A 14430-nucleotide genomic window follows, 5' to 3' on the forward strand; every position below is an offset into this window, starting at 1 on the left:
ACCGCAGACGGCCCTTGCTCAGTTTCGCGCTTTATATCCATCCGCACCGCCGCGTTGAACAGTCGGTCATACTCGAATTTGGCGGCGATCGCTTCTAATCTCTGCTGTGGTGTGAACTCTACGCCTTTAAATAAATCTTGAAACTGAACGATAGGACGTGATTCTAATTGTGATTGCTGAAAATATTTATTAGTTTGGCTAATTAATAATTCTACTGGGGAATAGCCTTTAGTTTTGATACCCTCGTCTAAATAAATTGTTTTTAATTTCTTATCTTTAATGTAATTAACATCTCGATATAAGTAGCGATTATTCTCCTTAATTAACCCCATTTCTGGTGTTTTAGAGCTTTTAAACAGGTCTACCGCTATCTGGTTTTGAAAACAACCTTCTTCAATCATCTTCCGGTACATTTGGCGATTAACTTCCATCGCCTGAAGTATGATTTGGGGCGCTCTCTCGGTCTGGGCTAGAGCTACAAAATCTTCCATGTATGATTTGTACTCTTGCCTAATTGGTTTAGGGCGTTCTTGGTTTTCTTGAGAGAATAATTCTTGATAGTGAGATGACACCTTATCTAAATATTCAGACTTCTGTTCTGGTGTCCCATAAGTTTTTAAAATTTCAATTTCTGATTCTAGGGCTTCCAATGCTGTAACTTGATTATTAATCACGCCAACGCTAATACTATCGCTCATGTGGATAGCGATTTCTTCAAATGGTGGCTGAGTTCCTTTTGATGGCTCATAAAACGATTGTTTCTTCAGTTTTACTGTGGGAGCATAGGCATTTTCTCTTTGGTTTCTATGTTCTGCTTCTGCCGTAAAGCTAGGATAATTACTTGCTAGTGCTACACCGATACAATCACCGTCAAAATCTCTACCTTGGCGTTCGGATTCTGTTTCAAGAGGAGCTATTTCGTCAGCTTCAAGTCTTGCTAATATGCGTTTATGGTCTTCATCATTTACTACGATAACGCCTTGTAAATCTGTAGCATCTGGAGCTAAACAATCATCAACTAGTTTATTCGTTGAAACACACAAGCCATTTGAGTTAAGGAAGGGGGAACGAAAATTTAGCACCTTTTCTCCATCATCCAACCAAGGTACGCATATTTCGCCGTTCTTCAGTTCCTTGGATGGGATTATCATTCCCCTGTCGAAAGTTAAGGTTCGCCCAATTGCAATATCTCTCCATTCATTTTGTACAAATCTACTCAGTTCCTTCCGAACTTTTTCAGTTTCTATAAGCTGATTATGTCCACCAATTAAGTCAGCTTTTATGATTCTGTACATCAATAAATCTTCTTTTGGAGATTCATCAAGTTCATCGCTTACTTCAAATTCTTCTGAATCTTCATCCCCGGTTAGTAGTTCTAATTGTTTTGCCAATCTTCCATCAGCATTTTGTTCAATAATTTGTTGCTGTATAGCAGCTTTTTGTTCCTCGGTGAAAGCCTTGCGTTGCTCATATTTCTTACAATACAGTTGTGCCACTTTCCTGGGGTCGGATTGCATCTGGGCTAATTTTTGAGCCTGCGCCTCTAGTTCTTCAGCGAAGTCCTTAATACCTTGAGGAAATGATGCTAATAACTGAGATATAGCCGTTTTTCCTCTTTCTGATTGGGACTTTTCACCTAGCCATATTTTCTGCCTGTATAGCCCTGGTTGAATCTGCGACTTACTAGGGCCACCGGGACGATCCTTGTCAGTGCCTTTGAAGCTGGATAGGGGGAGAATTATATCGATTTTGGGTTTATTGTTAGAATCTGCATATTTTAGCTTATCTAATTTAGACGGTCTTAATGTTCCTTTGCCAAATCTATATTTGTTATCTTCCCCATCACGTTCAGTCCATCCAAACCGATGTTGAATTACGCGATAACTTTTGTCCGACTGTTCTTCTCGTTTAGTTAACTTATCATAAAGTTCGGTTGAGATTTGTCCATAACAATCACCTACCATTTTGTAGGCTAACTTATTTGATAATATATTCCCATTCTCGCCGTTAGAATCATCTACAATCAAAATGTTTAATTCTTTATGAATTGAATTTTTACACCCCCCAAGAAAAATGGAACCATAAGCACCTCTATCTTTCCTATCTGGGCAAAGTTTTTCAATTTCTGGCAAACATTCTGGATGTCCGTACAGTAGCCTTGTTTTGGAAGATATTAACAGAATATGTTCATCTGGATGATTTCTTAAGTCTTCTGCTTGACTATACTCATCTATATGCCCAAAAGAAAATTCTTTACCTGGAAAGTAAAATTCTAGTAGAGTGTTATCTAACTTTTCAGTTAAAATTGACCCAGGAGCGTTTCTATCTCTGTCAGTATGAATCCACTGATTTAGCCTTGTATCGAAATGCCTAAATTCAAGAGTCATAACTTTATTTAAAACTAAGTTTCTTTAGGAGTTAAATATGTCACTAACTATCAATATGTCCAGAACAAAGCGCTGGATAAATATGAATGGTAAAGAATTTAATCCAGATGGAACATTAAAAGCTGAAGCTAGATTACAAATGTTATCTGAAGGTATGAGTGAAGAAGCAATTGATGATTATGCTCAAAGATTGAAAGAAGAATTTGACGAATGGAAAAGGTTGGACGAAACCTCCCCCGAACCCTGGCCAGTATTTACCGCTTACGACTTTTTCACCCCCACAGAGAAACAACAGTTCAACCCAGATGGCTCTCTCAAACCCGAATATAGGGAATCCGAACTGGCGCGTGGCACTAGCGAAAATTGGTTAGATGAGATGGAGCGCCGTAAAAAACTGGAGGTTGATAATTACAATCGAGTGTCCGCGAGAAAAGCTCAAGTGGGTATCAACTTTGGTGAGCAAGAGATGAACAGATTACTTGCAACCAACCGCACATATCTAGAACGACGCAAACAGATGGAGCAAGACTTGCGTAACTTTGAAGAAACAAGTAGTTTGCCTTTCGATCCTGATATCCCTTGGTAGTTACAACAAAATATTTTAGGCAAACTGAAAGTATGGCAATAACAATACTTTCAGCTTGAGCATGGTTCAAGAAGAGAGAATAGCGCCAGGAGCGTATTTTCGCCAGTCCTGTTCTTGTTGACAATCGTAAGTAGAGGAAATTCCTAGAGAAAAAGTTTCAGGAGGACTGGAAATTTGTTCAGAAATAATGGCTTCTTTTTCTTTATCTGTAAGCTTGGTAATTTTGACTTGTGCAGTAGGTTTAGGAAGTTTATCTCTATCGTTATACAATCCAACAAGGAATGTTTTTGCTTTATAAAACTGTGAGTTTGAGGTAGGTTCATTAAATGCAAAGCAACCTCGTGATTCAAGAAAAAGATGCGATTGAATCCCAGTAGTAAAATCCTGAGTAGGTATGAGTTTGTACTTACCAGTAGCAGCCCAAACTAACATCGGTGGAACAGCTTCAACGCATTGATCAAGAAGAGTACGACCTATGCTTACTCTTTTCTGCACACCACAAACTGTCCACTCCACCCGATACAATGCCGGATATTTTTGTGCAATACTTCTAACTTTTTGAGAATAAGGATCAGCAGTGGGTTTGGAACTAATTTCTTGGGCTTGGTCAGCACCTACGGAAGATTGACACGAAGTTATAGCTAATGCTATTGCAAAAATCGCGCTTTTATTAAATTTGATTAATATCATTTTATTGATAAATGTTGAAAAATGAGGTTACACTAAATTTCCGTTCATAAATACCAAATGCCACAAAACAAGACTAATGCTGCATTGAAATACAACAATTAGACAGGTTCTAAAATTTCCCCACTAGATACTTCTAAGAGCGAATTACAATTGATGTAGCCTAAAGAAATGGCACGAAATACCGCATGAACGCGATTTTGGGAACCTAACTTCAGATTAAGTGAATTAGTATAACCTCTGATAGAACCTGGGGAAAGGTGAAGAGTTGAGGCGATTTTTAAATTAGAACAACCTACTGCCATTAATCTAAGGACTTTCATCTCCGTTGGAGTCAACGATTCGCCAAACTTTTTTCCTTTCCTCAAAGAGTGATCCTCCTCTTTGCTGATATCGAGGATAGAACGAGACACTCGCGGATCAACCCAGCATTGTCCTTGATAAGACATTTCCACGGCATATAAAAAAATATCTGGTTTTGTATCTTGTAGTAAATAGGAGGTAGCACCACAGCTAAAAGCTAACTTGAGTAGCCCTTCATCTACTTTTTGTTGTCCAAGGACAACTATTTTGATATCAGGAGATTCTTGTTTAATGGAGTCAATTAAATCGATATCCAATTTCAGGATTACTACATCAGGGCAAATTAATTGAGCTTGCTGTAGACCTAGAGTTGAATCTGTCTCATATACTTCTATGTCTATTCTATTAAGAGTAGTTTTTAGCCCCAGGCGAAGAAGCGGTACATCCTCAATTATTAAAACACGTATCATAATTTTTTCAGAGTGAAAAAAGCTGACAGTTGGGAACAATATTATCAAATAATATCATCTTAACCTGATTATTGCTGCTCAGAAAAATTCAATTTTTCAGAAATTTTAATATTCGTTAATTTAGCTGAACCAGAGGGAAGTTCAAGTACATGAGTAGCAACAGGAGCGGTATATATGAGACATGGTTGCTGAGGGCATGGTAGAGCATTATGAACAACTTTTGTCACACTCCCTTGATAAAGAAATATGATATCTAAAGGGATTTTTACCTTATACATCCAAAAGCCGGCATTTTTCACTTCTCGACCCAAATTGAACAACATTCCGCGATCGCGCTCAAGATGAGAGCGATACTTGAGTCCTTTTTTTATTTGAGTGAGAGAAGTAGCATATTCTAAATAAAAAGTATGATTATTGCGAATCAGTTTGTATCTTATTGGTAGAGATTGTGGACGAGAAGTAACAAAAGTTAAAGTGAGAGTGCCAACAATTATAGAAATGCCGGCAAAACAACCGATAACTTTCAAGCTTTTGACAATAGAAATATTAAAGTCTTTTGCAATTTGTACCTGCATAATTCATAGAAAGTCGGAATTTAGTTAAAAGGATATGGCTCTTAAATACTAGTTAATGAGTTATTATGTACCTTCAATCAAAAATCTTGACATTACTAACGCTATAAATAGAGCCATCTGGAGTAGAAGAAGGCAGACCTTGTACAGATGCCCGATTTCGCATCATCTCAACTTTGTCAGCTTCTCGCATAGCTAAAGGGTTAATATTTTCTCTAGCTTTTAACAAGGATGTGACAGTAATCTCCAATGGGGAAAGAATTTCTATGGAAGTATTGTCAGGAAACATTTGATAGAAAGTGGCTGCGGCTGCTTTTTCGACAATGACTCCAATCTCTGCGCCAACGCAACGATATGTTTCCTTAAGCAGTCTACGCCATTCTTCCTCGGTGTAAGCATCACCACCGTTACGAAATCGAGCATCAAATCGGGCTAGGTGAATTTTAAAAATTGAATACCGTTCCCCGTTGTTGGGCAAGTCTACTTTAAATATGTCATCGAATCGTCCACATCTGGTCAGTTCCGGTGGCAGCAATTCTAAATTATTAGCTGAGGCAATAATGATGACATTACTCGTCCTCTCCTGCATCCAGGTGAGTAACAAACCTGCGAGTCGCCTAGATAAGTCATCATCACCTGCAAAACCTTTGTCAAAATCGTCTAAATAAAAGAGTATACGATCAATTCTATCGACTAATGCTAGTAGCTTTTTTAGCTTATACTCGGCTAAATTACCGCAACTACGAAACTGACCCCACTCGACAACAATTAATGGTATACCCAGTAAGGCAGAACAAGCTTTAGCCGAGTATGATTTTCCTGTACCGGGTGGGCCGATTAGTAAAATCCCCTTGGGAGGGCGCAGATTGTAAGTTTGAGCAAGTGAACTCATCAGACGCTTATACTTTCTGAATGCCTCTTGCATTAGTTCAAGCCCTCCTACCTCAATTGCAGGTGGAAGGAGAAAATCTACTTGATAAACTCGTTTGAGCAGTTTGATTTTGTAAACCGATAGTTGTTTGGTTAGCTCCTGTGCCGAGATGCTGTTTATTAAGAGTGTTGCTTGGCGGATACCATATTCGATGTCTGCTAAATACATCCCAACTGCGGCGATCGCCAAATTATCAATTTCTAAGATGCTATAGGAGTCAGGTAAAATTTCTTTTAAGTAAACCCTGATTTCTTCTACTGTCGGTAGTTCTTGAGTCACAGTAGGAATCTCGGCGGCAAGAAAGGCTGATAATGTGGCGTTTGGGCCTAAGAGAATAGTCGTTTTAGAAGAGTGGCGATAAACTAAACTAGTAGCAATAGAACTCTCAAGGAACCAGAGATTTTGAGTTTGAGTCAATTGATATTTATAGTCATTTACCTCAAATTTGAGATTAATCAGTGCTGATTTAATCCACTCAGAAGTCAGGAAATCTGGATTATCATTCAACCAAGGAAATATCCCCTCTAGCAGTAATATTCCTTGTAGTGAGCTAGCTTGCCAAAATCGTAAAATTTGGAAATAATGTTCAGGGCGAAATTTATCAGCAATCGGTTGATACTCGCGTACACTTTGTAGTGTCAGTGCCTTATCTACAATTTGTAATTGGCGCAGTTGGTCATCTTCTAGCGACCACAAATAGCATTTAATATTTTGTGATTCACATTCTTGGGCTAGATTTTTCAGGAACCTCAAACGCTCTTGCAAAGGAGATTCTACCGCCATTAAAGGATTTTCTAGTTTAATTAAATTAAAGAGTTGTTGGATTAAATCTTTCATGAATAATCGTCCTTGTTATCCAATATTGCTAATTCCTGAAGATGTTAAACTGGGTAAGCTAACACCGATTCTTTTACCTTCAAAATCAAGCGATACCACAAAATTAGGTGCTTCCGAGTTTCAGTTTGGTCAGATTCTAGAAAAGTATTTTGCTCCTCACATTTACTCTCAACAAGACTTACTACCTTTAGACCATCAAAACGCTTACAGCGCCGATTTTTTATTCGTGGAACCAAATACAGATTTGCACATTGATATCGAGATTGATGAGCCATTTAGTTTTGCTACTCATGAACCAATTCATCATGTGGGAAAGGATGATTACCGTAACAAATGCTTTGTCGAAGCTAATTGGATAGTACTACGGTTCGCTGAAGAACAAGTTAGCTCTCAGCCACTACGATGTTTACGTGTACTAGCTAATGTCATTAGTAAGTACACGCTTAATGATTCTTGGCAACCATTATTCAAAGATGTCGAAAAGTTAACCCCTGTATGGCAATGGACTCTTGAAAAGTCAAAAAAGCTCTCCAAAAACAATTATCGGAATCGTTACCTACGCTAATTTGATTTTTCAATATATGGTGGGTTATGGTTATTACTTATAGGTGTGGGTGGATTGAACAGTCTGTCAAACACAATAACCATGCCTAAGACAGCAAAGGCAGTCATAAAGACCCTTTGTAGCGATTCAAAAGTTGAACGCTCTTGGTATTGTTTTCTAAATGTACTGTACCAGTATTCTTGACTATCATGATCTTTGAAATAGTGTAATGCCGAAAGAACCGAGTGGACATCTCCTCCTTGCTTAACTCGTTCACAAAGAAGAGTTTCCAATTCTGGCAATTGATTCTGTGCTGGATTTTGGGGTTTCAATGCTTTTGGGGTAGAGGTGTTCAAATTAATGGCTTGCTTTAACATAAACTCACAACCATTCGTGAAAGTAAGTAAATTCTACGTATTTTAACTTCTAATTACATCCAGCAAAACGCTAAATTTTGAGTGACATTTTGCAGTAGTTTGATGCAAAATGTCAGGTGATTGAGTGACATTTTGCAGTGGTTTAATGCAAAACGTCATAACTCTAACTCTACTTGCCGTAACTTGGAACTTTTCTGAGGACGTTTATCTACTAAATAAGGGTCAGTATTATCGATAAAAAGCTCTTGCGACAAGGTTCTGCCGTCTTGATCATGATCGCTGTTGAGGATGTGGTCTATCACATAAACAGGCATCCCTTTACTGAGGGAATAGACCAGCAGATTTTTTACGAACTCAGGGGTAGCATCATTCTGTTTTAAGACAGAGACTAAAGTATCTGCTTGTGTAACAGTGGTTTGCGCTAGATTTGCGTTTGCAATACCGGAATGAGTGTAAACATGGTCAAAGATTTGCCTAGTCCTATCGTCAAAGCTTTGTTGCTGGGCAAGCTGTGTGAGTTTTTCGGTGTTATTCATACTAGGGTTCAAGCATTGGTAAGAAGTTTTTCCAGCGATCTTGCTTTGTTGGTTCGGAGGCTTTGGCTGGTTGAGGAGCTAGCGGTTGCTGACGGTCGTAACCAAAATTGGTATCCAACATACTGATGTGGTTAATATGTGAAGCCCATACATCAGCCAATCTACTACCTAATTTGTGAGTATCCAGAACAGTCGGTACGTTAACACCACCGTTCCAAATAATAGGTATTGCTTCATCTTCAAAAAACTGGGTCAATTCAGAACGAACAAATTCTCCTGTTCCTCCACAAATAAGAACTTCGTCCACAGCAGCGATATTTCTGATCCAACGCAGCAGCGCACGACAATATTCTCGTCGTACCAAATTTAAGGACTGTCGAAATAAAGTCAAGTCAGACTCTATATCAGCAGATTTGGTTTTACGTGATAAAGAGCGTAGTGGCTCAAGATTACCTGAGTTGGCTTCTACTAATGCTTTCGGTAAACGCAAATCATCTTTAGACAATCCTACAGATGTTTGTTCCACAAACCTTTCAATTAGCCAATTCATTCCCAAATCTGTGGACTCAGCTTTAATTTGGTTTCCTGCCTTAATTACGGTAAAACTGGCATTGCGATAGCCTAACATCAGCATTCCAATAGTTTGATGATTGCAAGCACTTCCTAAAGTACGGGAGCGATACGAGATGATCCCTGCTCCTTCTAAAGAGACATAAAAATTACGCTGTTTGAGCTTTAATCGACCTGTAGGCGTGATTATTCCTTGCTTGAGTGCAGCAGACAATCGTTTACCCAAAGTATTGCCATCTTTTGATTCTCCAGAGGGCAATAACAAATGGATGAAAACATCCGCCTCTTTTAAATCCAAATGTTGACAAGTCAACCACAGTAAGCCAGCCACTTTTGGTAAGGCATACTGATATTTCAAATCTCGAACTGCTGATGTACCTGCAAATTTGTTCTTAGCCAAACTGCCCAAAGCATAGTAATCAAGCCCTATCCCTACCCATGCAGCATCAAAAGTCAGAGGATTAATCGCCAGCCCAGCCACTGACTCTCGCTCAACATCTGCTACTTCTGAACTCATTGTGATGAATTGTGGCACAGCGTCAGGATAGATTTGAGCAACTATTTTATTGAGACTTGCACCCAAATCAAAAGTTAAGACGAGCTTCGTCAATCCAGATTCATTTAAAGGTGTCATCTTATTGTTGTTCCAAAATCTGATTAGCTGCAAGCATTTCTTGTGTCGGTTGAAGATTCAGATTCCAGTCATCTTCTTCATCGTCCTCATTTTCCTGTTGTTGAAAAACTTGTGACCTCATCGATTGAGTTGTTGTTTCCACTGGCAGTTCTAATGAGGGTACTGATGTCATTGTATTAAAATTCAACCCAGACATCCTTTGAATTGAAGCCAATTTTTTCAGGAGATTTTCAGCAGCTGCACAACAAGCTTTCCGAAATTCCTCATCGCTAACTTTCCCCTCCAAAGCCTCGACCAGCCAGTAAGAACTAAGAGCTTCCAGTATTAATTCCGGGCTGCTTCTTTTCGATGGGTGATTTAATAAATAATTTATTACTTTCCCATCCCAACTATTTTTGACTCTTTTTACCTTTGGTAACTCAACATTATTGGCTTGTTGTCTCATAAATTTTCAGCTAAGTATAGTTGTATGAAACCTTACATTTATTCTACTTGGGTTTAATGGCGGTAAAGATAGGTTTTTGTGCGGTAAAAATAGATTTTTTGGCGACTAAAAACACTAGCTTTGTTGAAAATGAAGAGAAAAAAAGTAGGTTTTTTGGCGGTAAAAGTGGGGTTTTTGGCGACTAAAAAGTTGGGTAAAAAGAGAGATTTCGAGTGGAGTACCATGATGGTGTACTCACTTTACTTTCGCGCCCTGCGGGTGGGCTGCGCCCATTCCTCGCTGCGCTCGGAACGCAAAAGTAGTTCGCCCTGCCGGGAGCGCGGAAGTTGCATTCATATTACTCATAGGGTGAAAAAAATAATGGTAGCCTTAGCAATACTGCGAGTAGAAAAATTAAAATCATTTGGTAATATCGGTGGGAGTGAAAAACATACGGCTCGACTTCAACAAACACCTAATGCTGACCCCACTAAACAAAATATTAGACTAATTGGGGATGGAGATGAGCGATCGCTAGAAGATGTAGTTAAAGAATTGATACAATCAAAAACAAAATACCAGCCGAGGAAAGACTCGGTGCTGTGTAGTGAAATATTTTTGAGTGCATCTCCTGAATACTTTCGCCCCGATTCCCCATCAAAAGCTGGTGTGTGGGATCTTGACAGGATGCAGGATTTTACAAATACTGCGCGGACATGGTTAGAGGAAAACTACAGTGATAAATGCGTCAGAGCCGAATTGCACTTGGATGAGGCAACCCCGCACATTCATGCTTATGTAGTACCTATCAATGAGAAAACCAAACGACTCAGTTATAAGGAGATGTTCGGTGGCTCTCAAGCACAAGGAAGGCTGAAATTATCCAAACTACAAGATAGTTATGCAAAAGCCCTTGCACCATTAGGCATTCAAAGGGGTATCAAAGGCTCTCAAGCGACTCATACTAAAGTTAAAGAATATTACCAAGCGGTCAACAGTGAACCACTCACCTTGGAACTTAATAGACTCGCGCCACTCAGAGGGGAAACCGCACAGCAATTATTTGAGCGCATTCAAGCAGATCCCACAATCCAAGCGATTAACCATCAGTTAGCAGACCGCAAATTCACACTACAAAAATCACTAAGAGCTAACCAAAATGCTGTTACTGCCGAACAATCCCGCATTAAGCTAGAACAAACGGTCGCACAGCTATTGGAAGAGAACTCATCATTACGCCAGCAAATACAACAGTTACGTGATTTACCACTGGAGGATGTAGCTTGGCAATTAGGTTTAAATCCCGACTGGAAAAACTTTAATCGTTGGAAAGGACGCAATCACATCATTAATATTCATGAGTCCAAATTTTACGACTTTCACCCCAGTCAACTTCATGGTGGCGGTGGTTCTATTGACTTGGTAATGCACGTCAATGAATGTAATTTCACCACAGCACTGGCTTGGCTTAATCAACACTATGGTAGCTCCAAGTTGGAGCGAGCATCGTTACATTGGGCTAAACAACAAGCGACGGATATCTCCACAACTGGTACAACCGTTGAATTTACTGCGCCAGTCAAGAATGACGTGCAATGGCAGGCAGTACAGGATTATTTAACCCAAAAACGTCAACTACCAGTCAATTTAGTACAAGCGCTTCATGAACGGGGGCTGGTTTATGCTGATGAGCGACAAAATGCTGTGTTTGTGATGCGATCGCTCTTAGGGGAAGTGAACGGAGCATTTTTGAGAGGAACCAAGGGTGAGGACAATACTTTTATGGGGTATGAAAAAGGCACTTCACGTAGTGATGGATGGTTTTGGTTCCGTATGGGTGGTAAAAAACCAACTGATGAAGTTGAACGAGTAGTATTGTGTAAATCGCCAATTGAGGCTATATCGGTTGCAGTCATGGAACCATCAACAGCCACTAGAACAATGTATTTAGCCGCCGATAGTCCTCAAAGTTTACCAAGGGAATTTTTAGAGAACATCCCAAACGTAGAATTGGCTTATGGTAATTCACCTTCTGACGATGAAACAACGCGAATCATTCAAGAAGTCTTATCTCATGCTAGGAGGAGAAAACCACAACTGGCTGACTGGAATGAGGAATTAAAACAGCGTCAACTTCTCCAGCAACCTGAACAACATCTACCATCTCAAGGTAGGGAATATTAATTTTTGTATTATTTACTTGTATTTAGTACAAAAGTATTAATTAGGGTTGTTCTTTGATTAAGTGAAATTCTCATATTAGAAAATTTCCACCACAAGATAATTTGTTGAATAATAATTTAGTGCAAAATAGTTATAGCTGTGTAGTGCCAATAACAATTGCGCGTTCGCACTTCGGCAAAGCTTGGTTTTGATAAAATCGATAAAATACGTTCAGACGCTACAAGATGAACAGGAAAAAAATGACAGATAACAACAATAATCAATCCAAAGAATATAGTCGCAGATTAGTGATTGTCACTGGAGACAAAGGTGGCGTTGGAAAGTCAACATTTTCCAGAGCCTTACTTCAAACTTACTTGGATACTAATCAAAACTTTGCGGCATTTGACGCGGATACGTCTAATCCGCAAATCAAAAGGTTTTATGAAGATGAATGTACTGTATCGCCAGTAGATATTTTCAAACGGGGAGAAGCTGACTCCTTATTGGACGAACTTAAAGACCTCATCCAACCAACGACAAAAGAGAACGGAGAAGTGGTAGCTCCCGGCAAATCTTTATTCCTGCTGGAGTTACCACCACAATCAATTCATTTTTTCCGGTTGTTTGAAGAAGAGATCGGCTTTTTCTCAAGGGTAGAAAAGAATTTGGATATGAGGATCACTATGGCAGCAGTGATTAATCGCACAAAGGATTCGGTTAATCAATTGAGTCATTTACGTGGTTTTTGTGGGGACAGGGTTGATTATGTTGTGGTCAAGAATTTGTTTTTTGGTAGTCAGGATAGTTTTGAGAGGTATGACAATTCCCCATTAGTCAAGGAACTATCGAACGCCAATAAATCAATGCCAGAGATTTGTCTGCCAGATTTGATTGCACGCGCTTATGACTTTCTAGATGAGAACAACTATTCATTTGCTCAAGGCATAGCACAAAGCGAAAAGCTTTCAGTCCAGGCTCGAATCGAAAAATGGATGGAAAATTTTAAAAGTTCTATTGAACCAGTTAAAAGTTTACTGGGATTGAAAGATGTCTCCTTACAACAGTCCTCACCCTAAACGCTTGATTATGAGTGTAGGAGATTCTCGTGTTGGCAAGTCTACAACGATTCGACTGTTAATTGACTTACTTTATTTAGAGGGAAAGCATATCAGAGCCTATGACCACGACAATCGCCAGAAGTTAGAAGCATACCAGAGTCTGATTGAAGTAGAAAGCCTCCATTTTAACGAAAGTACTGATTTAGTCATAGAAGAACTGGTCAATAATTATGATGCCATCATCGTTGATATGCCGGGGCAGCATATAGACAAGATTTGCAATTACATTGATGAGGTAAAGCTGTTTAAAATCCTGGAGAAAGTTGGGTGGCGCTTGACATTTCTTCATCCCATCTCTCACCGAGCCGACTGTACTGTGTATTTGTCAGAACTTTTAGCTTTTGCGCTTAATCAGGCGGATTATGTGATTGTCAAAAACCAACACTTCGATGTGCAATTCAAAACATATCAAAAGTTAGGGCATTCCCAAGTGATGAATTTGGCAGGAACAGAGATTGTCTTGAAACAACTGAATAAGTATAGCTATGAAGCTATAGAAACAGTCAAAAAACCATATTCACAAATCAGCCATGACATCAATATTTTTTCTGTTTACCGAACATACGCTTACAAGTGGATCAAAAGTTTTCATCAATCCATCCTGAACAATTCTTTAGCTTGTCAGTATTTAGGGCTATTACACCAACCTCAGCAGGAGCCTATTTATGACGATTTCTAATTACACCCAACAAGAACAAGAGCGAATTAGGGAGCTTGCTGATGAAGTAGGTTTTGACCCTGATGACCCTTTGTTTCAAATTATGACCGTCCTGGGGAATTTTGAGGAGATGATGCAGAAATTTCCCACACAGATGGAGGCATTACTAGAAGCTGGGGCGCTAATGATGGATAAAAGGCTCTCCGATGCTACCAAGGCAGCAGAAGTGATGCAACACGCCGTCATTACCTCTGCTGTTAAAGAAAGTCTTAAAGAAGAACTTCCTAAACTCAAACCGACAATTTCCCTACCAATAGAAGCGCCACAAATTGGTAAAGTCAAGTTGGGAGTTTGGTCTATTGGTGGCATACTCGGCGGCATAATTGCTGTCGGGGCTTTGCTTGGGTCTGTGACTACTGGGAATGTCATTGCTAACTACGTTGGTATTGGCAATAGTAACGTTACTGCCAACGACCTTAAGCTTTTACAGTGGGCTAAATCTACCGAGGGTCAACAGGCGCGACAATTAGCACAGGACAATAAAATTGAGCTTGAAGTCTGTAAGAGAGACGAGCGCTTGTTGGATCGCTGTGTTGTCAGAATTAGGAAATCGAAATAGTCCCCATCTAT

General features: G+C 39.4%; 15 protein-coding genes and 1 pseudogene. 7 read left to right on the top strand and 9 right to left on the bottom strand.

What is annotated here, in order from left to right:
• Positions 1-2387 (bottom strand): annotated as a pseudogene (locus H6G14_RS26330) (hypothetical protein); the annotation flags it as partial.
• A 37-nt stretch (positions 2388-2424) separates the two neighbouring features.
• Between H6G14_RS26330 and H6G14_RS26335 the strand changes: the two are divergent.
• Entirely contained in the window at positions 2425-2973 is a 549-nt protein-coding gene (locus tag H6G14_RS26335) for a hypothetical protein (protein WP_242053701.1), read from the top strand.
• A 66-nt stretch (positions 2974-3039) separates the two neighbouring features.
• Here H6G14_RS26335 and H6G14_RS26340 read toward each other — a convergent pair whose 3' ends face one another.
• The 4 genes from H6G14_RS26340 to H6G14_RS26355 all read right to left on the bottom strand — a co-directional run bounded on the left by H6G14_RS26340 (position 3040) and on the right by H6G14_RS26355 (position 6773).
• Positions 3040-3663 (bottom strand): hypothetical protein, encoded by a 624-nt coding sequence (locus tag H6G14_RS26340; RefSeq protein WP_190571082.1) that lies wholly within the window; start codon positions 3661-3663, stop codon positions 3040-3042.
• A 98-nt stretch (positions 3664-3761) separates the two neighbouring features.
• Complete coding sequence (locus H6G14_RS26345) at positions 3762-4433, bottom strand: response regulator transcription factor (protein WP_190571084.1); 672 nt, start codon at positions 4431-4433, stop codon at positions 3762-3764.
• Positions 4434-4501: 68 nt separating this feature from the next.
• The gene (locus H6G14_RS26350; RefSeq protein WP_190571087.1) at positions 4502-5008 is read right to left on the bottom strand and encodes a DUF192 domain-containing protein; all 507 of its coding nucleotides are present in this window, start codon (positions 5006-5008) and stop codon (positions 4502-4504) included.
• Positions 5009-5081: 73 nt separating this feature from the next.
• Positions 5082-6773 carry an ATP-binding protein gene (locus tag H6G14_RS26355; RefSeq protein ID WP_190571089.1) on the bottom strand — a complete coding sequence of 564 codons (1692 nt, stop codon included), beginning with the start codon at positions 6771-6773 and terminating at the stop codon, positions 5082-5084.
• Between H6G14_RS26355 and H6G14_RS26360 the strand changes: the two genes are divergently transcribed.
• Entirely contained in the window at positions 6772-7338 is a 567-nt protein-coding gene (locus H6G14_RS26360; RefSeq protein WP_190571091.1) for a hypothetical protein, read from the top strand. The two genes, H6G14_RS26355 and H6G14_RS26360, sit on opposite strands and share 2 nt — an antisense overlap.
• On the opposite strand, the gene H6G14_RS26365 is transcribed toward H6G14_RS26360, so the two are convergent.
• From H6G14_RS26365 to H6G14_RS26380, 4 genes are all read right to left on the bottom strand, one after another.
• Positions 7335-7694 (bottom strand): hypothetical protein, encoded by a 360-nt coding sequence (locus H6G14_RS26365; protein ID WP_190571093.1) that lies wholly within the window; start codon positions 7692-7694, stop codon positions 7335-7337. The genes H6G14_RS26360 and H6G14_RS26365 overlap by 4 nt on opposite strands.
• Positions 7695-7849: 155 nt before the next feature.
• The gene (locus tag H6G14_RS26370) at positions 7850-8230 is read right to left on the bottom strand and encodes a hypothetical protein (protein ID WP_190571094.1); all 381 of its coding nucleotides are present in this window, start codon (positions 8228-8230) and stop codon (positions 7850-7852) included.
• A gap of 1 nt (position 8231) precedes the next feature.
• Complete coding sequence (locus H6G14_RS26375) at positions 8232-9434, bottom strand: hypothetical protein (protein ID WP_190571096.1); 1203 nt, start codon at positions 9432-9434, stop codon at positions 8232-8234.
• 1 nt (position 9435) lies between these two features.
• Positions 9436-9879, bottom strand: a complete 444-nt coding sequence (locus tag H6G14_RS26380) for a hypothetical protein (protein WP_190571098.1) — start codon at positions 9877-9879, stop codon at positions 9436-9438.
• Between the two features lie 20 nt (positions 9880-9899).
• On the opposite strand from H6G14_RS26380, the gene H6G14_RS33385 reads away from it, so the two are divergent.
• The 5 genes from H6G14_RS33385 to H6G14_RS26400 all read left to right on the top strand — a co-directional run bounded on the left by H6G14_RS33385 (position 9900) and on the right by H6G14_RS26400 (position 14419).
• Positions 9900-10064: a hypothetical protein gene (locus H6G14_RS33385; protein ID WP_206757612.1), complete on the top strand. Its 165-nt coding sequence runs from the start codon at positions 9900-9902 to the stop codon at positions 10062-10064.
• 175 nt (positions 10065-10239) lie between these two features.
• Positions 10240-12042, top strand: a complete 1803-nt coding sequence (gene mobV, locus H6G14_RS26385) for a MobV family relaxase (RefSeq protein ID WP_190571099.1) — start codon at positions 10240-10242, stop codon at positions 12040-12042.
• 239 nt (positions 12043-12281) lie between these two features.
• Positions 12282-13100 carry a nucleotide-binding protein gene (locus H6G14_RS26390; protein ID WP_190571101.1) on the top strand — a complete coding sequence of 273 codons (819 nt, stop codon included), beginning with the start codon at positions 12282-12284 and terminating at the stop codon, positions 13098-13100.
• The gene (locus tag H6G14_RS26395) at positions 13072-13821 is read left to right on the top strand and encodes a hypothetical protein (RefSeq protein ID WP_190571104.1); all 750 of its coding nucleotides are present in this window, start codon (positions 13072-13074) and stop codon (positions 13819-13821) included. The genes H6G14_RS26390 and H6G14_RS26395 overlap by 29 nt, the downstream gene beginning before the upstream one ends.
• Positions 13808-14419, top strand: a complete 612-nt coding sequence (locus H6G14_RS26400; RefSeq protein ID WP_190571106.1) for a DUF6753 family protein — start codon at positions 13808-13810, stop codon at positions 14417-14419. The genes H6G14_RS26395 and H6G14_RS26400 overlap by 14 nt, the downstream gene beginning before the upstream one ends.
• The last annotated feature ends 11 nt before the right edge of the window (positions 14420-14430 follow it).

The sequence above is a fragment of the Nostoc parmelioides FACHB-3921 genome (genome assembly GCF_014696625.1).
In the GTDB taxonomy this organism is placed as follows: Bacteria; Cyanobacteriota; Cyanobacteriia; order Cyanobacteriales; family Nostocaceae; genus Trichormus; species Trichormus parmelioides.

What these genes read in the sequence shown, in the direction of transcription:
- H6G14_RS26375 (WP_190571096.1), bottom strand. Translation starts at nt 9,434, where the DNA reads ATGACACCTTTAAATGAATCTGGATTGACGAAGCTCGTCTTAACTTTT.
- H6G14_RS26395 (WP_190571104.1), top strand. Translation starts at nt 13,072, where the DNA reads ATGTCTCCTTACAACAGTCCTCACCCTAAACGCTTGATTATGAGTGTA.
- H6G14_RS26355 (WP_190571089.1), bottom strand. Translation starts at nt 6,773, where the DNA reads ATGAAAGATTTAATCCAACAACTCTTTAATTTAATTAAACTAGAAAAT.
- H6G14_RS26380 (WP_190571098.1), bottom strand. Translation starts at nt 9,879, where the DNA reads ATGAGACAACAAGCCAATAATGTTGAGTTACCAAAGGTAAAAAGAGTC.
- H6G14_RS26370 (WP_190571094.1), bottom strand. Translation starts at nt 8,230, where the DNA reads ATGAATAACACCGAAAAACTCACACAGCTTGCCCAGCAACAAAGCTTT.
- H6G14_RS26390 (WP_190571101.1), top strand. Translation starts at nt 12,282, where the DNA reads ATGACAGATAACAACAATAATCAATCCAAAGAATATAGTCGCAGATTA.
- H6G14_RS26335 (WP_242053701.1), top strand. Translation starts at nt 2,425, where the DNA reads ATGTCACTAACTATCAATATGTCCAGAACAAAGCGCTGGATAAATATG.
- H6G14_RS26340 (WP_190571082.1), bottom strand. Translation starts at nt 3,663, where the DNA reads ATGATATTAATCAAATTTAATAAAAGCGCGATTTTTGCAATAGCATTA.
- H6G14_RS26365 (WP_190571093.1), bottom strand. Translation starts at nt 7,694, where the DNA reads ATGTTAAAGCAAGCCATTAATTTGAACACCTCTACCCCAAAAGCATTG.
- mobV (WP_190571099.1), top strand. Translation starts at nt 10,240, where the DNA reads ATGGTAGCCTTAGCAATACTGCGAGTAGAAAAATTAAAATCATTTGGT.
- H6G14_RS26345 (WP_190571084.1), bottom strand. Translation starts at nt 4,433, where the DNA reads ATGATACGTGTTTTAATAATTGAGGATGTACCGCTTCTTCGCCTGGGG.
- H6G14_RS26400 (WP_190571106.1), top strand. Translation starts at nt 13,808, where the DNA reads ATGACGATTTCTAATTACACCCAACAAGAACAAGAGCGAATTAGGGAG.
- H6G14_RS26360 (WP_190571091.1), top strand. Translation starts at nt 6,772, where the DNA reads ATGAATAATCGTCCTTGTTATCCAATATTGCTAATTCCTGAAGATGTT.
- H6G14_RS26350 (WP_190571087.1), bottom strand. Translation starts at nt 5,008, where the DNA reads ATGCAGGTACAAATTGCAAAAGACTTTAATATTTCTATTGTCAAAAGC.